Raw genomic sequence first — 25,065 nt, 5'->3', positions numbered from 1 at the left:
CCAGAAGTATTCAAATTGAAATTCCTGCTCATCGAAGACCATGCGCTATATCGAAGAGGATTGCGTTTCCTCCTCGAGCAACTCCCCGGCGAACACCAGTTCCTGGAGTCCGACACCTGTGAAGACGCGTTTTCCAAGGCATTGGTGGAACAGGATATTGACCTCATCCTGCTGGATCTCGCCTTGCCCGGAATGACTGGCCTGGATGGATTGCTGCGGCTTCGCGGCCTTTGTCCGAAAACCCCGATCGTGCTGCTGTCCGCGAATGAAAACGCCCGACTCATTGTCGATGGCATGCGACGGGGCGCCCAAGGATTCATTCCGAAGTCGTCCAGTCCGGAAGTGATGACGGCGGCGTTGCAGTTGATCCTGGCTGGCGGCACTTATGTTCCGCTCGAGGGTGTAATGCCCGGCACGCCTTCCCCGAACGAATCCCGCAGCCTCACCAAACGGCAGCGTGAAGTCCTGGCGCTGATTGCCCAGGATTACTCGAACAAGGAGATCGCGACGCAGCTCGGGATGCGGGTCAATACCGTGCGGGTTCATGTAGCGGCGATCCTCGATGCCTTGAACGTCGATAACCGCGTGGATGCAGCCCGCAAGGCAGCGGTGCTGGGATTGGAAAGCGATGCCGGGTAAATCCATTCCCGCGATCCGGCTCCGAGGCCAGGTCGAATCCGAGAAAATCGAGGTATTGTTCCGGAACACCTCGTTTGCCCTGATAACGAACTTATTGTTGTCCGCCGGGCTGGTCTGGGTTTTGTGGAATGTCGCTGAACACCAAACGCTGATAGGTTGGTGGGCGGCCATCATTTTCCTGATTGTCGTCCGTCTGGCCTTGCTCATTGGCTATCGGCGACGCGGCGCAGCGAGCACGCTGCCCTGGCACCACTATTTGACGATAGCGACAATGCTAGCAGGAGCAGCCTGGGGCGCGGCCGGAATACTGTTCTTCAATCCTGATTCGCCCATTGCGCTGATCTTCATCACCATCACCCTGGCTGGTATTACCGCAGGCTCAGTCGCCAGCTATTCGTCGTGGCGTCCTGCCCAGTACGCATCCATTCCCACGGCCCTGCCAATTGCACTGCGCTACCTGATGGCCGGAGGCGATTTCTGGATCATGGGGCTGATGTGCATCCTGTACCTGTTCAATGTCCTGGCATCTGCACGGCAGATTTCGCGCGTGCTGGACGAGTCCATTCGATTAAGGCTCGAGAAGCAGGGACTGGTGCGGCAACTACAGGATGAGAAAAGAGCAGCGGAGCAAGCTCGTATGCGGGCTGAGGAAGCCAATCTCGCCAAATCCAGATTCCTGGCTGCCGCCAACCACGACTTGCGCCAACCCTTGCACGCGGTGACCCTGTTTGTCCAGGCATTGCGCCACTCGCCGGACAAGGCGCGGGCCGGCGAGATCCTGGAGCACCTGGAAGCATCCACGCGGTCGCTGGAGGGTCTGCTCAACGAATTGCTCGACATTTCCAAGCTGGAAGCGGGGCTGTTCAAGCCCCAGATCAGCGTGCTTAGTCTGCAGGACATTTTCGATGGCCTGGAGAGGGAACTGCGGCCGGTGGCCGAGGAAAAAGGCATCGAGTTGGGTTTCGTCGCTACCCGATTGGAGATCTTGAGCGACCCGCAGATGTTAGGACGCATCCTGCGCAACATCATTACCAACGCCATCCGCTACACCGACCGTGGGGCCGTGCTGGTGGGGGCAAGGCGCAAAAAGAACGGCGTGGCCATTGCGGTCTACGACACCGGGCAGGGGATCGCCCCGGAGCACCACCAGGCCATCTTCCGCGAGTTTTATCAGCTCGAGAATCCCGAGCGGGACCGCCGCAAGGGCCTGGGACTCGGGCTCGCAATCGTGGATCGCCTGTGCCGCATCCTCGACCATCCCCTGACGCTGCGTTCCACCCTCGGACGAGGCACTGCGTTTTTTGTTCAGGCGCCCCTCGCGCCTGAAGCAGCAAGGCTTCGGGAGACGGACCAGGAGGACGTTCCCGCCAGGCTCGAAGGCTGGTCGGTGCTTGTCATCGACGACGACGCCGTCGTCCGCCGCGCTACGGCAGAGGTGCTGGAAAGCTGGGGCTGTCGAACGCTGACGGCCGAAAGCACCGAGGAAGCGCTGGCGAGGATTGAACGCGCATCCTTCGTGCCGGATGTGATCATTGCCGATTACCGGCTACGCGAAGGGCGCACAGGAAGCGAGGCGATAGCCGCGGTGCGCAAGGCGGTCGGCGCGCACATCCCTGCCCTGATCCTGACGGGAGACACGGCGCCGGAACGGCTGCGCGAAGCCAGCGCCAGCCAGTACCTTTTACTGCACAAGCCGGTACATCCTGGCAGGTTGAGATCTGCACTGGCTGGCTTGCGCGAGCTTGTCCGCGAACCGGGGCCGTAAAGCCATTCCACGACCGGTTCCATACCTCCAGATCCGCATTGGATCTAGTCCTTTTTCTAGTCCTGCCTAGTCCGGCGCGTTATTTATCCCAACGCGGATCATCGCTATACTCCGCCGCGCCAAAGACCGATGCCATCGCTGTGCACAACCCGGCGGCTACTGCGGCATTGGTCCGCATGCATCGGGTAACGACATTCACAACAACGAGGAAGCCTCAAATGTCCCACTCCTTGCATCGGCGCGCGCTCCGCGCAAGTGCGCTCGTTCTCGTCGGCTTGTTGCAGGCCTGCGGCAGCGACGTCGCCGATTCCAACCCAGTCGGCGCCGCCGCTCCCAAGCCGGCCGCCGTTGGTTTCGTCAGCTTCGATCAGCCGATGTACGGTGCCAGCGCCAGCGTCGTCGACCTCTCGAACCCGGCAGCGGTGCTCTCGCTCGGCGCCACCAATGCCAACGGTATGTTCACCGGCGGCGGGCTCAAGCCAGGCGGCAATTACCGGATCAAGTCGCAAGGCGGCACGCTCAGCGACGGAACCGTCCTCGCCGGGACGATGGCGGCGGAGGTGCGCAACTATAGCGGCGGGGTGATTTACCTCACGCCACTCACGACGCTGGCCAGCCGCTACCTGGCGGCACATCCACAGCTTGACTTGCCCGCGGCGGAGGCGGCCGTGCGGCGTTTCCTGGAATTGCCCGAGAACCGCGACCTGGGTGCCGGATCGAGCAAGAGTACGCCCGAGTTCGATTACAGCAAGTTCTACGCGGCCATGGGCAGCACCGGCATGGACGGCTTTATCGATTCGCTTGTGGCGAAGATGGATGCGGTTCCCGCCACCACGCTCAGCTTCGCGGGCCGTCCGCTGCTGCAGAGCGGGACCGGCAGCCTCGCCACGTACGTCGGCAGTGCGCTGGTCGAGGGCGCGCTCAGCGAGCTGGGGGGCATGGCCGTGTCGAACGCACTATCGGGGCTGGGGCTCGGCGACCAGACCGGCGCGCAGCTTAGCCAGATCAACGAACAGCTGAGGGCCATCCAGAATCAGCTGCGCGATATGCAAACCCAGCTGAGCAACGTTCAGCTGGTGACGAGTCGGATCGCAACGGATCTGAAGATGGCGCAATACAACGACGGTGTCGCGACCCTGGGCACCTTGCTGCAAACGGTGCAGGCGCTCACGACCGACCTGACCGCGCTGGTGAACGAGAGCGACGCCGTCAAGCTCACTGATTCGTACAAACAACGGCGCACCGATTTTCTCAACAGCGTCTGCAAGATCTACACGATTGACCGCTCGTTCTCATCCTCGAGCGACGTGATCGACAACCGGCTGCGCGGCCTGCAGGCTGGCGCCACGCCGCTCATCACCTTGTACAAGCAGTCCAAGACGGTCAACCGTTTGCTGTTCAACGCGGACGACTCGCAAGATCTGTATGCGGTGCGCAAGTACTGGGAAACGGTGCAGGCGCAGTTGTTCAAACTGGTGGATGTGTACCTGTCGGTCGGCCCGTCCGAAGATGGCTGCAATGCGAAGGTCACCAGCAAGCGCTACCCGGCAAACGACAGCAACCCGACCTACAAGCACGAACGTGAGGACCTGGTCAACGGATTCAAGCAGCGCCAGCTGGCGCAGCTGACGCTCTATCCGACGCAGCTTCTGCCCAAGGACACGGCGGTGGACCTGCAGCGCGACATCATGGTGCGCACGCAGGCACCGGTCAAGGGTGTGATGACCGCTTATCCCTGGGCCCGTGGGTACTCAACCAGCCAGGACAGCCTCTGGAACTACGCCCACCTCACGATGGCGTCGGACCAGTCGCCCATGCCCGCCTCCCCGGCCTACCTGCGCCAGGGCTGGCGACTGATCAACAATGACGAGCTCAGGCGCTATTTCCTCCAGGGCTACGATATGGCGGTCCAATATGGCTGGCCGGCCGCGTCGGTCTGGGGCGACTGGAATGCCGTCATGGAAGACATCACCATTTCCGACGAATACTTCCTGGTCGGCTTCAATCCCGCCCGCAGGAACTACGGAGCGCTGTACTCCAACACCAGCGCCCAAGGCGTGGCGATCGCCGTGCGTCCGCTGGTCCCTGGCGAGGACTACCGGCCCAAGTAGGGCGTGGTTGGTACTGGTAGCTGCTTGCTACGACTGCTGGCCCGGAACCTTCAGCCCGCTGCAGGTTTGGCCAGCAGATGCGCACGCGTGCAGCGCCCCGTAGGCGCAGCGGACCTCCAGCCGGCCAGTGACAGTGATCAGTTGCAGGAAATGGCCCAGCCAGTCGACTTGTTGCATAGGACTTCCGGAACTTGAAATGCTCAAGCATCTGATTGGGCTTACCTACCAGCTCTATGGAAAGCATCGCCCGGGATGCTGCTTATTTGAGTGGCTTGGTCAGTTCTTTGTCGTCGCTGTCAACGACGAATACCGCCAACAGCTTTGCAGGCCGGGTCTTGCTTGCGTTCCGGCTTACCGCATGGGTCGCACCGGGCGGTTCGGACCAGCTCTCGCCGGCGCGGTACACGTGTACCTCACCATCGTTGACCTTTGACTCGACCGCGCCCGATACCACGTAGGCGTAAATGAAGGCAGACTTCGCGTGCATGTGAGGCGGCGAGCCAGCCCCCGGCGGATAAACGACTTCTACGGCGACCAGCGATTTGCCCGGCAGATTGGGAATCGTTTCTTCAAAATTCGGTTTTACGACGGCGCCGGGCCCATGCGCTGACGCGGCAGCGCTAGCGAAGATCGCAACCGTGGCGCAAGCTGCGGTCAGAATCGGACGAATGATCATGTGGTTTCTCCCCTCTTGAGCTGTACATTTTCCATTACCGATGGTGAGAATAGAAGAACCAAGAATCGCCGCTCTTGGGTGTACCAAGATATGGATTCGGGGCCGCAGATTCGGCTCGACTGGACAGCGCAGCTGCCCTTAACGCCCGTTCGGCGTGTCGCCGCCGGTATAGCCGACGCGCGTCGAGACTACACCCGGGAGCTTGCGGATCAAGTCCTGCATCCCCCAGAAACATCCTCCGGCAAGTACTGCGCGCTGATACATGTTAGCCCCTCCTGCCTGGTCGAGATATTCGCCGTAACCCAGCAGGCCGCCGCATCGTCACGGACGAACGCGGATGATCGTCTTCCCTTTACCCGGTTCGGTTAGCGCCGCGACGGCCTGGTCGAGGTTCGCCAGCTTGCCGATGTTCGTTCGCAGCCTTCCGTCCCGCACCCGCTGGACGATCTCGCTGAGCTGCGCCCGGTCGGCCTCGACAACAAAGTCGATCGCGAGGCCGTCAACGGGCCGCGCCTCCGGCGGCCCGACGACGGACACGAGTGTTCCTCCGCGTCGAACCAGGCGCGCGGACCGCTTCCCGATGTCGCCGCCAATGACGTCGAACACCAGGTCGACGCTGCCGACGTCTTCCAGTGCTTCACTGTCGAGATCGACGAACTCGTGCGCGCCGAAGTCGAGCGCCTTCTGGCGGTCGGCGGCACGTCCGGTGCCAATGACGTGTGCGCCGGCCAGTCGGGCCAGTTGCGTCACCATCGAGCCGACCGCGCCGGCCGCACCGTGCGCAATCACGCTTTGCCCCGCCCGAAGGCGGCCGTGATCGAACAGTCCCTGCCACGCGGTGAGGCCCGAAATGGGCAGGCTCGCGCCCACCGTGAAGTCCACGTCGCCGGGCAAGGGCGCGAGGTTGCGTGCCTCGATCGCCACGTACTCGGCCAGTGAACCGTCGCGATACCAGTCCGCGAGGCCGAACACCCGTTGTCCTGGCGTCAGGCCAGTCGTGCCGTAGCCGATGGCCGTGACCACGCCCGCGAGCTCGTGGCCGGGGATGGTGGGTGTCCGGTCGCCGCCGCGGCGATCCGTCCAGGTGGATGGCCATGCCAACTCAGTCCCGACGAATCCCGACGCATGGATCTGGACGATCACATCGTTTATCGCTGCCTGCGGCTCCGGCCGCTCCACCAGCTTCATCCCGGCCATTCCCGCTGCCGGGTCGCTTACTACGATCGCCTTCATCATTTTCCTCCCGGTTGCGAGCCCGCGCAGGCACCCGCTTTGAATTGCGAGTCCAGTCACGTGCCAGCGCAAGCGTTAGACCAAGCGCCATTCACGGCTATCCGCTCCGGGCCGCTGACCTCGATGATGACGGCTGGGCGAACGCGGCTGCTATCTCGACCCGTCGTCAGGAACGCCCCGCGACATCACCGCGCCCATCCAGGCGCGGGTCGGACTGAAGAAGATGTGGTCGGCCTGGTACGTGTTGAGGTACATGAGCCCGAACATGACGACCGTCGAGGTGGCGGTCATCGCTGCGTGGGTACGGTAGGGCGACTTGGCGCTCCTCGCAAGAATAGCGCTTGCATTTATATAAGTGAGCGCTTATTTTTAATAATAGGCGAAGCGCACGAACAGCTGTCAGCTTCGGCGTCAAGCGATCAGACCAAGGGCTACCCGCACCATGTCTGTATCGATCAATCCGCGGGGTGCTCTGAAAGGAAATATCATGGAACGCTCGAATTTGGCTGAAGCTGCAAAGAACTGGATCAACGGCAGCTGGAACAAGGGAGGCACGATCAGGCAGGCGGTCAGTCCTTCGACCGGCCAGCCGCTGGGCAACTACCTGGACATCGGCACGGACGAAGCGCACCAGGCGATCGAGGCCGCTCGCACTGCCTTCGACACGACCAGCTGGTCCAAGGAACGCTCGCTGCGTTCGCGCGCCCTGCTGGAGCTGGCCGACGAAGTCGCCAAGCGGGTGGACGAGATGGCAATCCTGCTCGCCCGTGAAGGGGGCAAACTGCTGGCGCAGACCCAGTGGGAACTGGCAGTGACGGTGGATTGGCTGCGTTATGGCGCCGCCACCGCGCTGCTGCAGACCGGTGGGCGCGCCCTTGAAGCCGCTCCGGGAATGCACTTTCATTCCGATCCAGAACCTCTTGGCGTTGTGGGGGTGATCTCGCCCTGGAACTCACCGATCATCCTGTCAGTGCGCGCCGTCGCTCCCGCACTGGCTGCCGGATGCACGGTGGTGCTGAAACTGCCGCATCAAACCGCGCTTACCAATGCACTGTTCGCCCAGGCAATCGCAGCAGTCAAATCGTTGCCGCCAGGTGTGCTGAACGTGATCACGGAAACCGGCAGTATCGGCGCTTCCATGCTGGTCGATTCCCCCCAGGTGAACATGATCAGCTATACCGGCAGCACCAAGGTGGGCCGCATCATCGCCGCCAACGGCGCCAAAACGCTCAAGCGCCTGAACCTGGAACTGGGCGGCAAGGCGCCGCTGGTCGTATTCGATGATGCCGACCTTGATGTGGTGGTACCGCAGATCGTCATGGCTCTGGTCGCGATGAATGGTCAATTCTGCTGCACCGGTTCGCGTGTGCTGGCCCAGCGTGGCATTGCCGACCGATTGCGCGCCGCACTGATCGAGGCGTATCAACACGTTCGGCTCGGCGAAAGCGAGGATCCGCAGGCGCAGCTTGGTCCACTGATCGACAAGGCCAGTGTTCGACGCGTCGATGCGGTGGTCGCCGAAGCAGAATCCTATGCGAACATCCTGGTGCGCGGCGGTCCAGTCGATGAAGGCCCCTTGGCCGCAGGCGCGTTCTACCGCCCCAGCCTGATCGAAGTACAGGACCTGGGCACCTATGTCATCCAGGCCGAGGTCTTCGGGCCAGTCCAGACTTTCGAGATTTTTGAAGACGAAGCCGACGCAATCATGCGCGCAAACGCTACCGAATTCGGCCTCGCCGCCTCTGTGTTCTCGAGCGACACCGCGCGCTGCCGGCGAGTCGGCAAAGCTATCCAAGCGGGTCATATCTGGATGAACTGCTGGGGCGTGATGTCCGAGCACTTCGAACAGAGCGGCTTCAAGCAAAGTGGTATCGGCGTCCTCTGCGGGCCGCGTGCGATTGAGCAGTTTCAGGAAATCAAGGTATATGCGAGCGTCGAGGCAACGCCGGCTTCACTCTGACGCTGATAGCCTCGCATCGACAGCCCGTCCACTGTGTCGCTAGCCTCACCTGCAAACTGAGGACGACACCATCCTGGTGTCGCCCTTGTTTTACTTGAAATGGGCCTTCTTTTATATAATGTGGTAATGAAAACTGGTGCAAGCAAACCCCTGCGTGGGCGTCCCGTGAATGAGCATGCGCGTGAAGAACGCATGACCCAGATCCTCAACGGAGCCCGCAAGTGCTTTGTACAACGCGGGTTTCACGCCTCATCAATTTCCGAGATCAGCGCGGCTGCAGGGGTCAGCATTGCGAACATCTACCAATACTTCCCGAGCAAGGAAGCCCTCATTATTGCGCTTATCGAACTCGACCTGCAGCGGCATCGCAGTCTGATAAGTCGTTTCTGGAGTACTGATTTCAGTCCCAAGGCCATTGAGGAGCTCCTGGCAGATATCTTCCTCACACCTGAGGGACACGCGGTGGCGGTATTACGTGCCGAGATCGCCAGCGAAGGCGCGCGCAACCCACATGTCGCCGAACTCCTTCGCGATTCGGAGACCGGCCTGATCGGCAGTGTTCATAGCTTGATACGCGCGGCCCAACGGCGCGGTCAGATATCTAACGAGCTCGACCCTGACCTCATTACAGAGCGCCTGTCACTCGTTTTTGAGGGACTCATGCGCCTGTACCTGTTCTCCCCGGCCAATGGACAGAAACTCATCGAGCAATATTACCGCCAGTTCGCCGATACGCTACGACTCAGGCCCTGAGAGGTCGCGATTACTGCAAATCATCTTTTCTCGCGCCGAATCCACTTTCCCGCTCTATAAATCACCTCGTAATAGATAACGTTCCCCAGAATAAAGGCTGCCCAGGACCCGGTGGAACCCAGGCGTTCACTGACGAAGAACACCAGGATCCCGGGCGACAGGAGGAATGCCACGAGGCCGAGGGGCACGGAATGCGCGATACCGAAACCGAACTCGTTAATAGCAAACGCTGCGGCGATCGACAGGATCAGGAATGCGATCAGACGCAATCTCATTGACATCCGCATACTCCTGGATCGCCCGCCATTGCCAGGGACCCTTGTGGTTATCGCGTCGGCAGGCGCGCCCGCGTCCCGCATACACGAAACTCAGTTCGAATGGATCGTGATTGCGCCTTCTCCGATGAGCGTGCCTCCCAGATCAGTACCCGATGCGCTGCTATCAAGCTGATTATCGTAGTCGACTACCTCGACTTTCGAGCCTGGCGCGTAATGCCAGATGCGGACCCGAATCCGGCCGTTCGAAGTGCCGGTCACGCCATGGAGGATGAACGAGTAGCCGCCCGCCCCGTTGACGCTCCCGCGCCCGCTGTACTGCACGCTGCCGCCTCGGATCGATTGCGCGTCGATGTGCTGGCTGCGGAAGCTGATGCCGGCAGCCGTGAACTCGACGTTGGCCTGTGCAGCGCCGCGGGCGTTGCCGGCGTTCGACAAGACGGCGAACGTGGCGATGCCGCCGTGCTTTTTAGCCATCCTGGACGCTCCCGGCGGCGACATGAACCATCCTTCCCCGGCGACGTAAGTGCCCGTACCGACGATGGTAATTTTCTTCTGCACGGTCGTGCTCATACCGCTGCTGTCCGTCACCGTGAGCGTGACGGTATAGATGCCGGGCGCCGCGAAGGCATGCTGGGCGCTCGCGTTACCGGCCCCGTCCTTCTCGCTGATGGTGGCCACATCCTTGCTGCCGTCGCCCCAGGACCAGGTGGCCTTGTGCGAGTCGGTCACGTCGATGTCTTTGAACGCGGCAGAAAACGACAGCTGCTCACTTGCGCGAGCAGAGCCGTTCAGCGTAACGGCGCCCACCGTCGGGGCTCTCCTGGTGCAGCCACACCGTGGCACCAGCAGCACCAGCCCGGCATTGGAAGTCGCGAGGATCGAGCCGTTGTCCGAGATCGCATCCGCCGAAAACAGCGTCAGGCCGGCGGGTGCGCCGACGATGCGCGTGTTCAGGTCGACCACGCCCTCTGCCCGCGTCCACACGAACGCATGGGCGTCGGTGTTGCCGGGGGCGATGAAGCCGACGACCTGCCCGTGGTTGTTCACGTCGTTCGCAGACGAGTTGCCCGACGGCGTCGGTGGCTTGAACTCGACCAGGCCGGTTGCGCGAGTCCAGACGAAGCCATAAATGCTACCGATGAAGCGCGTCAGGGTCGACCCAACGACGACATCGTGATCATTGAGCGTATACGCGACGGAGCCAGTGTTGCTGCCGCTTCCAAGGTCGAGCAGCCCCCCGTGTCGCGTCCACAGGTAGGCGTGCGCATCAACCAGTCCCGTTCCCGGGAATGGGGATTCACCGACGATATGGCCTTTGGCGTTGATGTCGCTTGCGAAGTTGAATTCGCTGGGCAGCGTTCCAATTCCCTGGATCCCCTCGGCCCTGGTCCATCTGAACGAGATTGTAGAATTGGGGCCGCCGGTCCCGCTCTCGGCCGCCCCGACGACCGTTCCCGCATCGTTCATTGCAGTTGGTCTGGATATGAGGCCCGGGCCGAACGCACCGATGTCCAGCATGCCCGCCTGCGGGGTCCAGAAAAAACCGTGACCGGTTGCATCGGCAAAGCCAGTCACCTGGCCCTTGTTATTAATGTCGGTGCCGAACGAGTTTCCCTGCCCCTTCCTGCTCAGGTCGACGATGCCGGTCGCCAGGCTCCAGCGGTAGGCGTGCATGATGCTGCCGTCCGCATCGAGGGTGGATGTGCCGGTGACTTGCCCGTGGTCGTTCAGGGCCGATGCCGTGCTGCTCGGTCCACCCAGCGTCCCGATGTCGTGCACGCGTTTTCCATCGTAGAACTTGGCCCGGACCACGCCGCGGACCAATTCCTCGTTGAACGTCACCTGGCCCTTGTCGTTGATCGCCGCCCCGCCGCCTGAGCTCGGGCTCAGATGGATGACTGTGTAGGTGGTTCCGACCCGGGCCGTCTCGGGGGTGTCTGCCAGCGCAGGACTTCCATGCGCGTACAAGACGATGAGCGGGCACAGGAGAAGCTTCCAGCACTGGCCGCGCGCCTGGTTTGTTGCAAGTTTCGTTTGCATCTGATCCTCCGGGTCCAGTTAATGTGCCCAATCAACATGTCACCCTGCAATAAATGCTAGACAGGACGCGACGGATTCAATGTAGGCGCGTTCACTGAAGCGGATTCTGGCGGAGGTCAAAGGCGAGCCCTGCAAAGGCCGGGCCCGGCGTAACAATTCGCGCTTGTGGGCCACCCTCTTTTCGCATAACATGTGAACGTATATTCAAACGTTGAGCATGACTACCCACACCGACCCCGCCGACTGGGTAGACCAGCTCGCCGACCTGTTCCACCTGCTGGGCGACAAGACGCGCCTGCGCATCGTCATCGCCTGCCTGGCGCGGCCGATCTCGGTCGGCGACATCGCGGCCGATCTCGACCTTTCCAGCTCCCTGGTCAGCCACCACCTGCGCCTGCTGCGGGCGGCGCGCATCGTCAAGGCCGAACGCCAGGGCAAGCAAGTCTTTTACGCCGCCGCCGATGCCCACATCAGCGGCCTTTTGGCCGACATGGCCGACCACATCGCCGAACCGGCCGCATTGCACGAAGCATGAGTCAACACCACCATCATCACGACCACGACCACGACCACGATCACGGGCATCATCATGGGCACGGGCATGGCCACGGCCATCATCACCATCATCCGGCGCCGGGCGACAACATGCGCGCGTTCGCCATTTCGGTGGCGCTCAACGCATTGTTCGTGGTCATCGAATTCGTCTATGGCTTCATCGCCAACTCGACCGCGCTGATGGCCGACGCCGGCCACAACCTGTCCGACGTGCTGGGCCTGCTGCTGGCCTGGGGCGCGGCGCTGCTGGCCAAGTCCAAGCCGGACGGGCGCTACACCTACGGCCTGCGCAGCTCGTCGATCCTGGCGGCGCTGGCCAATGCGCTGCTGCTGATGGTCGCCTGCGGCGCGATCGCGTGGGAGGCAGTGCTGCGCTTTGCGCACCCGCCCGCCGTGGCCGGGCTCACCGTGTCGGTGGTCGCGGGCATCGGCGTGCTGGTGAACGGCTTTTCGGCCTGGCTGTTCATGGCCGGCCGCAAGGACGACCTGAATGTGCGCGGCGCTTACCTGCACATGGCGGCGGACGCGGCGATCTCGCTGGCCGTGGTGGTGTCGGGGCTGGTGGTCATGTGGACCGGCTGGACCTGGCTAGACCCGGCGGCCAGCCTGGTCATCGTGCTCGTGATCGTGGTCGGCACGTGGGCCCTGCTGCGCGAGTCCACCCAGCTGGTGCTGGCGGCGGTACCGGCCAACATCGACGCGGACAAGGTGCAGCGCTTCCTGGAGCAGCGTCCCGGCGTGCTGGAGGTGCACGACCTGCACATCTGGGCGATGAGCACCACCGAGGCGGCGCTGACGGCGCACGTGGTGATGCCGGGCGGGTATCCGGGCGACGCGGCGATCGACGAGATCGTGGAGCTGCTAAGGCATGATTTCGGGATCGACCACACCACGCTGCAGGTGGAGGAAGGGACGACCGATCACGGGTGTGCGTTGCATGGGGCGGGGCATTGAGGCGAGCGATTTGCCGCGGCGCTTGGTGACAGCGACAACGTAAGCAGGTCGTCCCGGCGGGTCATCCGCGCCGGGAGTCGTTTCCGGCAGTGCCGGGAACGACGGGTGAACGGAGGTCGTTCGTTCAGGCTTTGCGACAGCGCCGATGTTCTATGGGTCCCCGCCTGCGCGGGGACGACGGAATTAGCCCGCCAGGTTGGCGTACAGCGGCGTGCTGAGGTAGCGCTCGCCGAAGGACGGGATGATCGTCACGATCACCTTGCCCGCGTTCTCGGGCCGGCGCGCGACCTGGATCGCTGCCCACAATGCCGCACCGGACGAGATGCCGACCAGCAGCCCTTCCTCACGCGCCGCGGCGCGCGCGGTCTCGAAGGCGTCGTCGTTCTTGACCGTGATGACTTCGTCGTAAGCCCCGGTGTTGAGCACCGCCGGCACGAAACCGGCGCCGATACCCTGGATCGGGTGCGGGCCCTTGGTGCCCTTGGACAGCATCGGCGACGCTTCCGGCTCGACCGCAATGGCCTTGAAGCCGGGCTTTCTCGCCTTGAGCACTTCGGCCACGCCGGTGATGGTGCCGCCGGTGCCCACGCCCGCTACCAAGATGTCGACCTTGCCATCGGTATCGCGCCAGATTTCCTCGGCGGTGGTGCGGCGGTGCACGTCGGGGTTGGCCGGGTTGTTGAACTGCTGCGGCATGAAGCAGCGCGGGTCCTCGGCCACGATTTCTTCGGCACGCTTGATGGCGCCCAGCATGCCTTCCGAGCCCGGCGTGAGCACCAGCTCGGCGCCGTAGGCACGCAGCAGCATGCGCCGCTCGTTGCTCATGGTTTCGGGCATCACCAGCTTGCAGCGGTAGCCGCGCGAAGCGCACACCATCGCCAGCGCAATGCCGGTGTTGCCGCTGGTGGGCTCGACGATGATGGTGTCGGGGCCGATCTTGCCGGCTTGTTCCGCCGCCTCGATCATCGCCAGGCCGATGCGGTCCTTGACGCTGTGCGCCGGGTTGTAGAACTCCAGCTTTGCCAGCACGTCGGCCACGCCGTCCTGCGCCAGGCGCCGGATGCGTACGAGCGGCGTATTGCCGATGAGTTCAGTGACGTCGTTTGCGATTCTCATGCCGGCCCCTTGTCGTTGATGTGATGGTTATTGCTTCACGTCGAGCAGCTCGACGTCGAAGATCAGGTCGGCATCGGGCGGGATCACGCCGCCACCGGCGCCGCGCTTGCCGTACGCTAGCTCGCTGGGAATGATCAGGGTGCGCTTGCCGCCCACCTTCATGCCGGCCACGCCCTGCTCCCAGCCCTTGATGACCTGGCCGGCGCCAAGGTTGAAATCGAGCGGCGAGCGGCCCGGGTCGAGCGAGGAGTCGAATTTCTTGCCGTGCTGGTTGCGCGCCAGCGGCTTGAACAGCCAGCCGGTGTAGTTCACCGTCACCTTGCTGCCGATGACCGCTTCCTTGCCCTTGCCGACCACATGGTCGATGATTTCCACCTTGGGCCCCTGCGGCTGGGCCGGGGCCGCGGCAGGCTGGCTGGCCTGCGGCACGGCGGCGGCGGATGCTGCCTGGCTGCCCTCTTGGGCGGTCGCGGTGGCCGCTGCCAGCAGCAGGGCGAGGAAAACGGAACGACGTTTCATGTTGGCTCTTTCATTGAAAAGATTTCAAACCGAAATCTTATGATAGCAAGGCCGCCTGCTGTTGCACAGTTGCCACTGCGGCCGCCGCACCCGCCGCATCGGCCAGCTTGCGCAGCACATGCCCGGCCGCGACCATGCCGAAGGTTGCGGTGACCACCATACTGGAACCGAAGCCGGCGCAATTGAGGCCGGTCACGCTGTTGGCGTCCACCTCGCAGGCGTCGCCACTGTCGGGATAGCGCAGCGGCTCCATCGAGAACACGGCGTCGATGTGGTACTTGTTCTTTTCGCCCTTGGCAAAGCCGTAGCGCGCGCGCAGGATCTTGCGCACTTTCTTGAGCAGCGGCTCCTGCTCGGTACGGGCCAGGTCGCGGATTTCGACCTTGGTCGGGTCGAGCTGGCCGCCGGCGCCGCCCACCGTCACCAGCGGAATGCCGTGCTCGCTGCAGTAGGCGATCAGCGCGGCCTTCGGCTTGACGCTGTCGATGGCGTCGATCACGTAGTCGTAGCGATCCACGCCGATCATGGTGTCCAGGTTGTCCGGGTCGATGAAGTCCTCGACCAGGTTGACCTCGCAGAACGGGTTGATCTCGGCAATGCGACGCTTGAGCGCCTCGATCTTGGGCAGGCCCACGGTCGAGGACAGCGCCTGGATCTGGCGGTTGATGTTCGATTCGGCCACGTTGTCCAGGTCGATCAGGGTGAGTTGCCCGATGGCGCTCCTGGCCAGCGCCTCGACCACCCAGGAACCGACGCCGCCCACGCCGATCACACAAACGTGCGCCGCGCGAAAAGCTTCCAGCGCACGCTCGCCGTACAATCGGGCAATGCCGCCAAAACGGCGCGCGAAGTCGACTTCCTCGTCCAGCGACACCGCGAAGGGTTGGGTGTTGATTGTATTCATCCCTGAATTCTAGCGGACCTTGCCGTACAGACTGCTCTAAAATAGCTCCTAGTCAATCGAATATTTCCACCTATTAATAATCCGAAAATGAAGAACCTTCTCCCCGAAGCCGCTCCCGGCTTCGACCAGCCGGTGGCCGTGCTCAAGCATTGCCATGGCCGCATCCGCAAGCAACTGGCCACGCTGGACAAGCTGCTGGCCCACCTGCCGCAGCACGGCGCCGACCAGCAGGCGCAACAGGCGGCGCAGGCGGTGCTGAACTATTTCGACAAGGCCGCGCACCTGCACCACGAGGACGAGGAGCAGGACCTGATCCCGATGCTGCGCGCCACCGCGCAAGGCGAGGACGCAGCCACGCTGCAGGCGCTGGTGCCGGTGATCCTGCAGGACCACCAGGACATGGACGCGCTGTGGCTGGCCCTGCGCCCGCAGCTGGTGGCCATTGCCGAGGGCAGCGCGGCGGTGCTGGCGGCGGACACCGTGCAGCGCTTTGCCCAACGCTACACCGCCCACATGGAACGCGAGGAAAGCACGATGGCGCCGATGGCGCTGCGCCTGTTCAGCCCCGAGCAAATGGAGCGCATGGGCCAGTCGATGCAGGCGCGGCGCGGCATCACGGCGGCAGCCGCCCAGCCGGCGCCGGCGCAGGCGCTCGGTTCGCGCGTGGCCGACCTGCGCAAGGATTACGGCCAAGCAAGCTTGTCCGAGGACGACGTGGCCGAAGACCCGATCGCGCAGTTCACCCACTGGTTCGAGGAAGCGCTCAAGGCCGAGGTCAACGAGCCGAACGCAATGAGCCTGTCCACCGTGGGGCCGGACGGGCGCCCGAGCTCGCGCATCGTGCTCATCAAACAGTTCGACGAGCGCGGCTTTACGTGGTTCACCAACTACGAAAGTCAAAAAGGCCAGCAATTGAGCGCCCATCCGTTTGCCGCTTTGTTATTCTTCTGGAGCGAACTTGAACGCCAGGTGCGAATCGAAGGCCGGGTGGAACGCGTGGCGGCAGAGGAAAGCGACCAGTATTTCCACAGCCGCCCGCTGCAAAGCCGCTTGTCGGCCATTGCGTCGCACCAGAGCGCGCCGATTGCAAGCAGGGCTGCGCTAGAACAGAACTACGAAGCGGTAGCAAGGCAGTATGGCGAAGAGCCGCCGAGGCCAATCCATTGGGGTGGTTTCCGTCTCGTGCCGGAACGCATTGAATTCTGGCAGGGGCGCCGGTCCCGTTTCCACGACCGCATTGTGTACACGCGGCAACAAGACGGGCGCTGGACGCGGCAACGTTTACAACCGTAGGCTGGCCACGCAGGCCGGCCTGCTGTCGACAGCCGGAGGTCATGCGTGTTCACCGAGATGAAGCTTTCCGCCTGGAGCACAGGCGTTCGCAGCAAAGCCAACCTGCCGCTACGGATCGAACTGTGGAATGGGCAAACGTTCGACCTCTCGTCCGATCCGCCGCGCGTCACGCTCAAGGTGTCCGGCCCGTCGGCGCTGCGCTACCTGATGGTGCCGTCGCTGTACAACCTGGGCCGCGCCTACGTCGAGGGCGCCATCGACGTGGTCGGGCGCGTCATGGACATCATCAACATCGGCAACGAACTGGCGGCGTCCTCGGCCAAGGTGCCGGGGCGGCTGGCGCGGGCCATGCACCTGGTGTCCAACCACACCAAGGAAAAAGACGCCGAGGCGATCCGCTACCACTACGACGTCTCCAACGAGTTCTACCAGGCCTTCCTCGACCCCAACATGGTCTATTCCTGCGCCTACTTCGAAACCGGCGAGGAAGACCTGGCCACGGCCCAGGTGCGCAAGATCGACCACATCCTCAACAAGATCGGGCTGCAGCAGGGGCACACGCTGCTGGACATCGGCTGCGGCTGGGGCGCGCTGGCGATCCGGGCCGCGCAGCGCGGTGCGCGCTGCATTGGCGTGACCCTGTCCGAGAACCAGGCGGCGCTCGCGCGCGAGCGGGTCGAGCGGCTGGGTTTGTCCAGCCAGGTCGAGATCCGGCTGCAGGACTACCGCGATGTCGAGGGCCAGTTCGACCGCATCACCAGCGTGGGCATGTTCGAGCACGTGGGCATAGACAACCTGCCGGCGTACTTCGGCAGGATCAACCAGCTGCTCGCGCCCAATGGCGTGGTGATGAACCATGGCATCACCACCACCGACATCGACTCCCGCTCGACGCCGTATGGCGGCGGCGAGTTCATCGACAAGTACGTGTTCCCGCACGGCGAGCTGGCGCACCTGTCCACCGTCATCCAGACCATGCAGCAAGGCGGGCTGGAAGTGCGCGACGTCGAAAACCTGCGCCGGCACTACGCGCGCACCTGCGCCACCTGGTCCGAGAATTTCGAGAACAACAGCGAGCGCATCCGCGCGCTCACCGACCAGAAGCACTACCGCATCTGGCGCGTGTACCTGGCCGGCTGCGCGTATGCGTTCTCGCATGACTGGATCAGCCTGTACCAGATCGTGTGCGGCAAGGCGGGGCAGGATCCGGCCATGATGCCGTGGTCGCGGCGCTATATGTACCAATGACCGGTTGTCCGTAGGGTGGGCAGGTCCTCCTGCCCACGCGTCCAGCATCCGCCGGCCCCCCTGATGCCGAGTGTCGTTCCAACGCTGTTTGAACGCGTGGGCGGAAATCCGCCCACCCTACGCTGATCAGGCGACCACGTTACGCCGGCTCTTTCAGGCGGTTCGCAAATACCTTCCTGAACTTGGCCACCTTGGGCGCCACCACGAACGCGCAATAACCCTGCAGCGGGTGCTGGTTGAAGTAATCCTGGTGGTAGGACTCGGCCTTGTACCAGGTTTTGGCCGGCTCGATGTGGGTGACGATCGGCGCGTCCCACACGCCGGCCATCTCGGCCATCACCTTGCGCGCCACCGCTTCCTGTTCGCCACTGGTGGTGAAGATCACCGACCGGTACTGCGTGCCCACGTCGTTACCCTGCCGGTTGAGCGTGGTCGGGTCGTGGATCGTGAAGAAGATCTCGAGGATGTCGCGGTAGCTGATCAGCGCCGGGTCGAACTCGAGCCGGACCACTTCCGCGTGCCCGGTGGCGCCGCCGCACACCTGCTCGTAGGTGGGGTGCGGGGTGTCGCCGCCCATGTAGCCCGATTCGACGCGGGTGACCCCGCGCGCCTGCTGGTACACGGCTTCCAGGCACCAGAAACATCCGCCGCCCAGGATCGCCACTTCCGTGCGCGCGCCTTCGTTTTGGTTAGCCACAGCATCCATCTTCGACCCCACAACAAATACCTGCCCGAACCACTCGCGGCCAGCGAACTGTTTCGCCGGCAATCTCGGCAGTAAATATTCCCATGCCTTTAACTGTAACGCAAAGTACCTGCCTTGTGCATCCTCAATTCTGCGGGACCGACAGCGCCCTCCGCCCGGCAATGGCATAATGGCAGCAACAATCCAGGGCCCCAATGAACACACGCTTTCCCCGCGCCGAAACGCGCGGTTTCGACTCGGTACAGTTTCGCCGCGCGCTGTCGCAGTTCGCCACCGGCGTCACGGTCATCACCACGCGCCTGGCCGATGGCAGCTACCGCGGCCTGACCGCCAGTTCGTTCAATTCGGTGTCGCTCGACCCGCCGCTGGTGCTGTGGAGCCTGGGAAATGCCGCCAACAGCCTGCCCATCTTCAGCGGCAATTCGCACTACGTGATCAATGTGCTCTCGGCCGGCCAGCAACACCTGGCGGACCGCTTCTCGCGCCGTACCGACAATCCCTTCGCCGGGGTCGAATTCGAGCTGTCGCGTACCGGCCAGCCGATCCTGAAGGGCACCGCGGCCTGGTTCGAGTGCCACAACCGCAGCCGCTATCCCGAGGGCGACCACGTGATCTTCGTGGGCGAGGTCGAAGAGTGCTCGGCCCACCCGCAGCCGGCCCTGCTGTTTCATCGCGGGCAGTTTGGCAGCACGCAAGAACGCTAGGGCCAGTCCGCCTATCCTTGTCGCTCAAGCAAAAATGAAAATGGCTGTCGCAGATTGGAAAGATGCGACCGGCCCGTGTTTCTATAATTGAACGATTCGCGGCCCGTCCACCGTGGCCGCGCGACGACAAGAACCTACCGAGACAGGACCACCCATGAAGCCTTCCAGCAAAGCCCAGTTCCACTGGGACGACCCCCTGCTGCTGAACGAACAGCTGACCGACGACGAGCGCATGGTGCGCGATGCGTCCGCCGCTTACTCGCAGGACAAGCTGCAGCCACGCATCCTCGAAGCCTTCCGCCACGAGCGCATGGATACGTCGATCTTCCGCGAGATGGGCGAACTGGGCCTGTTGGGCCCGACGATTCCCGAGCAGTACGGCGGCCCCGGCCTGAATTACGTCTGCTATGGCCTGATCGCGCGCGAGGTCGAGCGCGTGGACTCGGGCTACCGCTCGATGATGAGCGTGCAGTCGTCGCTGGTGATGGTCCCGATCTACGAATTCGGCACCGAGGCGCAGCGCCAGAAATACCTGCCCAAGCTGGCCACCGGCGAGTGGATCGGCTGCTTCGGCCTGACCGAACCGAACCACGGCTCGGACCCGGGCTCGATGGTCACGCGCGCGCGCAAGGTCGATGGCGGCTATTCGCTTACCGGCAACAAGATGTGGATCACCAACTCGCCGGTCGCGGACGTGTTCGTGGTCTGGGCCAAGGACGACGAAGGCGCGATCCGCGGCTTCGTGCTCGAAAAAGGCATGAGGGGCCTGTCGGCGCCGGCGATCCACGGCAAGGTCGGCCTGCGCGCCTCGGTCACCGGCGAAATCGTGATGGACAACGTGTTCGTGCCGGAAGAGAACGCCTTCCCGGAAGTACGCGGCCTGAAGGGCCCGTTCACCTGCCTGAACTCGGCGCGCTACGGCATCGCCTGGGGTGCGCTGGGCGCGGCGGAATTCTGCTGGCACATGGCGCGCCAGTACACGATGGACCGCAAGCAGTTCGGCAAGCCACTCGCGGCCAACCAGCTGGTCCAGAAGAAACTGGCCGACATGCAAACCGAAATCACGCTCGGCCTGCAGGGCTGCCTGCGCCTGGGCCGCATGAAGGACGAAGGCACGGCCGCGGTCGAGATCACGTCGATGATGAAGCGCAACTCGTGCGGCAAGTCGCTCGATATCGCCCGCGTGGCCCGCGACATGCTGGGCGGTAACGGTATCTCGGACGAGTTCGGCGTGATCCGGCACATGGTCAACCTCGAGGTGGTCAACACCTACGAGGGCACGCATGACATCCACGGCCTGATTTTGGGGCGCGCGCAGACCGGCATCGCCGCGTTTTAAGAGTTAGCACCAACCCGTCGTCCCCGGCCTCGCCGGCAGGCCGGCGGGGACCCATGCTGAGTGTCCTGTCACGCGGTCTATGGGTCCCCGCCTGCGCGGGGACGACGGGCAGGCGCCAACAATAAAAAACCCCGCCGGAGCGGGGTTTTTTGTTGCAGCGGGAAGGCTTAGAACTTGTAGCCCACCGACACCATCACCGAGCTCGGGTCGAGCCTCATGTGCTGGTTCTGGCCGCTCGAGAAGTGCACGTCGGTCGACAGCTTGGTCTTGATGTAGGCCGCGCTGGCGAACCAGCGCTCGCTGAAGTTCACCGCCACGCCAACCTGGCCCGAATACGTGAGCTTGTTGTCGATCTTGAAGGTCGTCGGGACGCCGGCGCCCGGGTTGGTCAGCGCGGTCATCTGGCCCGAGCCGGTCGCTTTCTGGAAACGCGCGTAGGTGGGGCCGAAACCGATGTACGGGCGGACCATCGAGCTCGGCTCGAAGAAGCGGTACTGAACGAACAGGGTCGGCGGCAGCGCCTCGACCGTGCCCAGCTGGCCGGTGCCGGCGATCGCGCCCGCGCCGTAGATCTTGTGCTTGTACGGAGTGCCGAGCGCGCCTTCGAGCGAGATGTTGTCGGTCATGCCGTAAGCAAACACCAGCACCGGCTGGGTGTCGCCGCTGACGTCGCCTTGCGATTGCGGCAGTGCCGGCGCCGAGATGTAGCCACTCTCGACATGGGGGGTGATCTTGTTGACGCCGGCCGACACGGCCCACTGGCCCGCCGACTGCGCCGAGGCGCTCGATGCGACGCCGAACACACCGGCCAGCACCAGCATCTTCACGACGTTATTCACACGTACTTTCATTTTATCTCCTGATTCTTATGGTGGAACGGCCCGCCGCCAGCGAGGGCGACGGACCCGTCGTGATGATTACAGCCAGCCCTTGACGACCATCTGCTCGAGCACGTAGCGCGCGATCAGCGAGTTCTCGTACGGGGTCGGGTGGACATCGTCGGCGAACATGTAGTGGCTGACGTCGCCGGCGGCCAGGTTGCTGCCGTTGCAGACGATCGAGCTGCCGCCCAGCGCGTTGTTGCCGCAGGCCTTGTCCTTGGTGTTGGTCAGGCCGTACGGACCCGGGTTGGTGACCTGGTCATGGCTGATCGCCCACAGGTCCACGTACAGCACCTTGGCGTCGCCTGCCACGCCGGCCTTGAGCTGGGCGTTGAAGGCATCCACGGCCTTGCCGATCAGGGCGCGCACGTCGGCGCTCTGGGCGGTGCCCGACGGGGTGCTGGCCACGTCCGGCAGGTTGTTGACCACCACGTAGTTGGCGCCCTTGCCGATGATCTGGGTCTTGACCAGGGCTGCCAGCTCGGCGCCGGCGGTACCCATCGCGGTCACGATGCCCGGGGCGTTGGCGGCAAAGTAGTCGGCGCCGGCCTTGGCGCCCGCAGCGGCGGCGTCGGCCTGGGCCTTGGTCACCATCGGGCCGTACACGGTCGGCGAGGCGACAGCCTGGTTGCCCGGCTGCTGTGCGGCAGCGGTCACGGCGGCGGTCACGACGCTGGTGTCGGTGTGGCTCGGGTTGGCCGATTCGGTCTGGATCGCCAGGCCAATCGCCTGGGCAGCCGTTTGCGGGTTGGTCGCGCCGGCTGCCAGTTGCATGGTCAGCGAGGTGGCAAAGGTGGTCTGGCCGGCCTTGGTGCCGGCGGCGGTGGCGGCAGCCGACAGCTGGCCCATCAGCACCAGGATGTCGTTACCGCCAGCCATCACGGTCACCACTTCGGTGCCGCTGAATTTGCCGCCGCTCTTGGCCAGGTGGTTGGCCACTTGCTGCACCACCGGCACGGTCAGCGCACCCAGCGGCGAACCGGTCAGCTTGTTGCCGGCGCCGACCGGGTTGGTCACGCGTGCGCCGCCCTGGGCGTAGTTAAAGCAGTTCGGGTGGTCGGTGACGGCCACCGAGAAGCCCTTGGTGGCGTCGCCCTGCAGGCCGGTCTGGGCCGCGCAGACACCGCTCACGCCGAGCTGGGCACCGACCAGTTCGGTCCAGTTCTTGCCGGTCAGGGTCGGCTCTTTGGTGGTGTTGTCGCCGTTGATCGTCCATTTGCCGCCGCCCAGCGCCAGCACGCCGCCAACGGCATAGCTGCCAACGTCCGACAGGCTGTCGCCGAAGGACACCTGGGCGCTGTACTTGGTCTTGAGCGTTTGGTCGCCGGGTTTGCTGCCATTGCCGCCGCACGCAGCGAGGACGGCCGCGGTCAACAGCGCGAGCGCGAGATTGGTGTGACGCATTGTGTCTCCTAAATTTAAATGTTCTTGTTGAAACGAACGCCCGTGCTATTCGTGTCGTAACTAATATGCCAGTGTTCCGTTCGCTTGTATAGCGAAAGCATTGCAAAAACGTTAGTTCCCAGCAACAAGACCGTCAATACGGATGGGCTGCCGGAGCGGTGGCGATTATAGCAACGCCGGCCGAGCACGCTAAACGAATTTGTACGCGCAATAGCCGGGCTCAAGGAATGTTCATGCGCCGCGGGTTGACGTCCCGCGCACGGGAACTTTGGGACGCCAGCGCGGCACCTAGCGCGCCAGCACCGACTGGAACCAGTCGCGCGTGGCCGCCATGCAGAACGGCGCGACCAGCCCGGCATGGTAGCTGGACGCCACCGCGTCGCCGCCGCTGGCTGCGCGCAGCGCCGCCTTGGCGGTGGCAAAGCCGAGCTTGGGCAGGCGGAAGAAGTCGTTCAGGCCGTCCATCGACGAATCGATGTTCAGCTCGGTCACGGCGGCGCCGCGCGCGCGGAAGTAGGCGGCGCTGTCGCTGGTATTGAAATACGGGACGGTGGGGTCGCCGTCGCCGCCGCACAGCAGCAGCGGGACATTGGGCGCATAGCTACGCAAGTCGTTGCGCACCAGCCAGGAGCGCAGCGCCTGCGCCGGCGCGCACGACAGCGGCGCACGCGCGTCCTGGCTGCACGGGTGGGCGGCCATGTCGGCCAGGTAGCCGGCGCGGTAGTCGCTCCTGACCAGGTTGCCCGCGCCGAAGTACTGGCCGTAACCGCTGGCCTGCGGCATCGAGTCGGACGCAAACAGGGCGGTGGCCGGCAGCTTGCCCTGGCTGACCAGTTCGCTCGATCCGAGCGTGCCCGGCACCAGGTCCACGATCCCGCCGGCGTACTGCGCCTCATAGATCTCGGCCGGATTGCGGTACAGCCCGGCGCCGGCATGCTGGCCTGCATTGATAAGCAGCGGCACCACCACCGTCGCGCCGTCGCGCGGGGCGCCGCCAAACAGCTGGTCGCCGAACCGGGCCAGTGCGTAGGGGCCGGACATGCCGGCCGCCGCCGTGACCGCGAACTCGCCGCCGCCCTGCATCGCGCGCTGGGTGGCCAGCGCCACGTAGCCGCCCTGCGAATAGCCGGTCACCATCAGCTTGCCCGAGTCGCGCGCGCCGATCGCCGGGAACGCGGCGCGCGCGGCGCGCAAGGCGTCGATCATGTCGGCCGATTGCTGGTCGCGGTCCAGGTACGGATGGTAGCCGAGCGAGGAGCCGCCATAGCCGGCATAGTTGGGCGCAACCACGATGAAGCCTTGCGCGGCAAAGATGGCAGCGGCCAGCCGGGACTCGGTGTTGTTGGCGATATCGGCCATGTCGTACGACTTTTGCAGCGAGGTGCCGTGCGCGTACAGCAGCACCGGTCGCGAATTGCTGCACGAGCTGCCTGTCCCGGACGGCACCATCACGGCCGCGCTGGCGTCGGTTGCCTCGCCGGCGCCGCCGATGGTGTTGTAGTGCACGCGGTAGATCGACACCGCACACTGCGGCGGGCCCGAGATGGCGGTGGTGCCGCTTTGGGCGGCCTCGAGGAATGCGGCCATTTCCGCCGGCTGGACCGTGGCCACGCGCACGCTGGCCGACAGCGCCACCGGCACCGCGGTGGCGCTTGCGAGCAGGCTGCCGCGCGCCGGGGCGGCCACCGGGGTGGGGTTGGCGACGCCGGACGGGGTGCCGCCGACCGTGGTCCCGCCGCCGCATGCCGCGAGCAGGAGTGGAAGGGCGAAGGCGAGCGGGTAACGCATGGTCGATCCTGGTGCTGGGTCTTGTCTGCAGGCGCGCGGACGCGCCGGGGCTGCCTGGCAGGTGCAAGGCGCGGGGATGAGACGAAGGGATTGTTCGGTGGCGGCAGGGACTACTGCCGGGTTCGTTCAGGATCGTACCACTGCGGATGAGGCTGGCGGGAGGGATGTTGCGCGTGGGCCACGGATGTACCACCACGTC

At 64.0% G+C, this 25,065-nt stretch carries 23 protein-coding genes and 1 pseudogene; 11 read left to right on the top strand and 13 right to left on the bottom strand.

Annotated elements, in window-relative coordinates; translation table 11 throughout:
• Nucleotides 1–15 precede the first annotated feature (15 nt).
• The 3 genes from NX774_RS17045 (at nucleotide 16) to NX774_RS17035 (ending at nucleotide 4,515) form a co-directional block, all read left to right on the top strand.
• Entirely contained in the window at nucleotides 16–639 is a 624-nt protein-coding gene (locus NX774_RS17045; protein ID WP_258823454.1) for a response regulator transcription factor, read from the top strand.
• Nucleotides 629–2,404: an ATP-binding response regulator gene (locus NX774_RS17040; protein ID WP_258823453.1), complete on the top strand. Its 1,776-nt coding sequence runs from the start codon at nucleotides 629–631 to the stop codon at nucleotides 2,402–2,404. The genes NX774_RS17045 and NX774_RS17040 overlap by 11 nt, the downstream gene beginning before the upstream one ends.
• 218 nt (nucleotides 2,405–2,622) lie before the next feature.
• Complete coding sequence (locus tag NX774_RS17035) at nucleotides 2,623–4,515, top strand: hypothetical protein (protein WP_258823452.1); 1,893 nt, start codon at nucleotides 2,623–2,625, stop codon at nucleotides 4,513–4,515.
• A gap of 27 nt (nucleotides 4,516–4,542) precedes the next feature.
• On the opposite strand, the gene NX774_RS17030 is transcribed toward NX774_RS17035, so the two are convergent.
• From NX774_RS17030 to NX774_RS17015, 4 genes and pseudogenes are all read right to left on the bottom strand, one after another.
• Nucleotides 4,543–4,692 (bottom strand): hypothetical protein, encoded by a 150-nt coding sequence (locus tag NX774_RS17030; RefSeq protein ID WP_258823786.1) that lies wholly within the window; start codon nucleotides 4,690–4,692, stop codon nucleotides 4,543–4,545.
• Nucleotides 4,693–4,774: 82 nt separating this feature from the next.
• Nucleotides 4,775–5,191 carry a cupin domain-containing protein gene (locus NX774_RS17025; protein WP_258823451.1) on the bottom strand — a complete coding sequence of 139 codons (417 nt, stop codon included), beginning with the start codon at nucleotides 5,189–5,191 and terminating at the stop codon, nucleotides 4,775–4,777.
• A 147-nt stretch (nucleotides 5,192–5,338) separates the two neighbouring features.
• A pseudogene (locus NX774_RS17020) lies at nucleotides 5,339–5,455 on the bottom strand (peptide-methionine (S)-S-oxide reductase); the annotation flags it as partial.
• A gap of 57 nt (nucleotides 5,456–5,512) precedes the next feature.
• On the bottom strand, nucleotides 5,513–6,424 hold the full coding sequence (locus NX774_RS17015) for an NADP-dependent oxidoreductase (RefSeq protein ID WP_258823770.1): 912 nt from the start codon (nucleotides 6,422–6,424) through the stop codon (nucleotides 5,513–5,515).
• 487 nt (nucleotides 6,425–6,911) lie between these two features.
• On the opposite strand from NX774_RS17015, the gene NX774_RS17005 reads away from it, so the two are divergent.
• Nucleotides 6,912–8,384 (top strand): aldehyde dehydrogenase family protein, encoded by a 1,473-nt coding sequence (locus NX774_RS17005; protein ID WP_258823449.1) that lies wholly within the window; start codon nucleotides 6,912–6,914, stop codon nucleotides 8,382–8,384.
• Nucleotides 8,385–8,576: 192 nt separating this feature from the next.
• The gene (locus tag NX774_RS17000; protein WP_258823448.1) at nucleotides 8,577–9,137 is read left to right on the top strand and encodes a TetR/AcrR family transcriptional regulator; all 561 of its coding nucleotides are present in this window, start codon (nucleotides 8,577–8,579) and stop codon (nucleotides 9,135–9,137) included.
• 20 nt (nucleotides 9,138–9,157) lie between these two features.
• Here the strand turns inward: NX774_RS17000 and NX774_RS16995 are convergent, their stop codons facing one another.
• Nucleotides 9,158–9,412 (bottom strand): hypothetical protein, encoded by a 255-nt coding sequence (locus tag NX774_RS16995; RefSeq protein ID WP_258823447.1) that lies wholly within the window; start codon nucleotides 9,410–9,412, stop codon nucleotides 9,158–9,160.
• Nucleotides 9,413–9,505: 93 nt separating this feature from the next.
• Nucleotides 9,506–11,455, bottom strand: coding sequence for a PKD domain-containing protein (locus tag NX774_RS16990; RefSeq protein WP_258823446.1), 1,950 nt, complete (start codon nucleotides 11,453–11,455; stop codon nucleotides 9,506–9,508).
• A 217-nt stretch (nucleotides 11,456–11,672) separates the two neighbouring features.
• On the opposite strand from NX774_RS16990, the gene NX774_RS16985 reads away from it, so the two are divergent.
• Both NX774_RS16985 and NX774_RS16980 read left to right on the top strand, forming a co-directional pair.
• Nucleotides 11,673–11,990: an ArsR/SmtB family transcription factor gene (locus tag NX774_RS16985; RefSeq protein ID WP_258823445.1), complete on the top strand. Its 318-nt coding sequence runs from the start codon at nucleotides 11,673–11,675 to the stop codon at nucleotides 11,988–11,990.
• Nucleotides 11,987–12,964: a cation diffusion facilitator family transporter gene (locus NX774_RS16980; protein ID WP_258823444.1), complete on the top strand. Its 978-nt coding sequence runs from the start codon at nucleotides 11,987–11,989 to the stop codon at nucleotides 12,962–12,964. The genes NX774_RS16985 and NX774_RS16980 overlap by 4 nt, the downstream gene beginning before the upstream one ends.
• Nucleotides 12,965–13,147: 183 nt before the next feature.
• On the opposite strand, the gene cysK is transcribed toward NX774_RS16980, so the two are convergent.
• The 3 genes from cysK to tcdA are packed head-to-tail and all read right to left on the bottom strand — an operon-like array spanning nucleotide 13,148 to nucleotide 15,503.
• On the bottom strand, nucleotides 13,148–14,080 hold the full coding sequence (gene cysK / locus NX774_RS16975) for a cysteine synthase A (protein ID WP_258823443.1): 933 nt from the start codon (nucleotides 14,078–14,080) through the stop codon (nucleotides 13,148–13,150).
• Nucleotides 14,081–14,107: 27 nt separating this feature from the next.
• Nucleotides 14,108–14,599: an FKBP-type peptidyl-prolyl cis-trans isomerase gene (locus NX774_RS16970; protein ID WP_258823442.1), complete on the bottom strand. Its 492-nt coding sequence runs from the start codon at nucleotides 14,597–14,599 to the stop codon at nucleotides 14,108–14,110.
• Nucleotides 14,600–14,636: 37 nt separating this feature from the next.
• The gene (gene tcdA / locus NX774_RS16965; protein WP_258823441.1) at nucleotides 14,637–15,503 is read right to left on the bottom strand and encodes a tRNA cyclic N6-threonylcarbamoyladenosine(37) synthase TcdA; all 867 of its coding nucleotides are present in this window, start codon (nucleotides 15,501–15,503) and stop codon (nucleotides 14,637–14,639) included.
• A gap of 87 nt (nucleotides 15,504–15,590) precedes the next feature.
• Here tcdA and pdxH point away from each other — a divergent pair, with 87 nt between their 5' ends.
• Both pdxH and NX774_RS16955 read left to right on the top strand, forming a co-directional pair.
• Entirely contained in the window at nucleotides 15,591–16,796 is a 1,206-nt protein-coding gene (gene pdxH / locus NX774_RS16960; protein ID WP_258823440.1) for a pyridoxamine 5'-phosphate oxidase, read from the top strand.
• A gap of 45 nt (nucleotides 16,797–16,841) precedes the next feature.
• Complete coding sequence (locus NX774_RS16955; RefSeq protein WP_258823439.1) at nucleotides 16,842–18,044, top strand: class I SAM-dependent methyltransferase; 1,203 nt, start codon at nucleotides 16,842–16,844, stop codon at nucleotides 18,042–18,044.
• Nucleotides 18,045–18,183: 139 nt separating this feature from the next.
• On the opposite strand, the gene msrA is transcribed toward NX774_RS16955, so the two are convergent.
• Entirely contained in the window at nucleotides 18,184–18,741 is a 558-nt protein-coding gene (msrA, locus tag NX774_RS16950; RefSeq protein ID WP_258823438.1) for a peptide-methionine (S)-S-oxide reductase MsrA, read from the bottom strand.
• A 203-nt stretch (nucleotides 18,742–18,944) separates the two neighbouring features.
• Here msrA and NX774_RS16945 point away from each other — a divergent pair, with 203 nt between their 5' ends.
• Together NX774_RS16945 and NX774_RS16940 are read left to right on the top strand one after the other, a co-directional pair.
• Nucleotides 18,945–19,454: a flavin reductase family protein gene (locus NX774_RS16945; RefSeq protein ID WP_258823437.1), complete on the top strand. Its 510-nt coding sequence runs from the start codon at nucleotides 18,945–18,947 to the stop codon at nucleotides 19,452–19,454.
• A gap of 154 nt (nucleotides 19,455–19,608) precedes the next feature.
• A complete protein-coding gene (locus NX774_RS16940; protein ID WP_258823436.1) occupies nucleotides 19,609–20,793 on the top strand; it encodes an acyl-CoA dehydrogenase in 1,185 nt (394 codons plus the stop codon).
• A 167-nt stretch (nucleotides 20,794–20,960) separates the two neighbouring features.
• On the opposite strand, the gene NX774_RS16935 is transcribed toward NX774_RS16940, so the two are convergent.
• The 3 genes from NX774_RS16935 to NX774_RS16925 all read right to left on the bottom strand — a co-directional run bounded on the left by NX774_RS16935 (nucleotide 20,961) and on the right by NX774_RS16925 (nucleotide 24,866).
• Nucleotides 20,961–21,644, bottom strand: a complete 684-nt coding sequence (locus NX774_RS16935) for an OmpW/AlkL family protein (RefSeq protein ID WP_258823435.1) — start codon at nucleotides 21,642–21,644, stop codon at nucleotides 20,961–20,963.
• A gap of 66 nt (nucleotides 21,645–21,710) precedes the next feature.
• Nucleotides 21,711–23,078, bottom strand: a complete 1,368-nt coding sequence (locus NX774_RS16930) for an SGNH/GDSL hydrolase family protein (RefSeq protein WP_258823434.1) — start codon at nucleotides 23,076–23,078, stop codon at nucleotides 21,711–21,713.
• 288 nt (nucleotides 23,079–23,366) lie between these two features.
• Nucleotides 23,367–24,866, bottom strand: a complete 1,500-nt coding sequence (locus NX774_RS16925; RefSeq protein WP_258823433.1) for an alpha/beta hydrolase family protein — start codon at nucleotides 24,864–24,866, stop codon at nucleotides 23,367–23,369.
• Nucleotides 24,867–25,065 lie beyond the last annotated feature (199 nt).

This window comes from Massilia agilis, assembly GCF_024756255.1.
Classification (GTDB): Bacteria; Pseudomonadota; Gammaproteobacteria; order Burkholderiales; family Burkholderiaceae_D; genus Telluria; species Telluria agilis.
The sequence above is the reverse complement of the archived record's forward strand: the minus strand, read 5'-3'. Positions and strand labels throughout refer to the sequence as shown.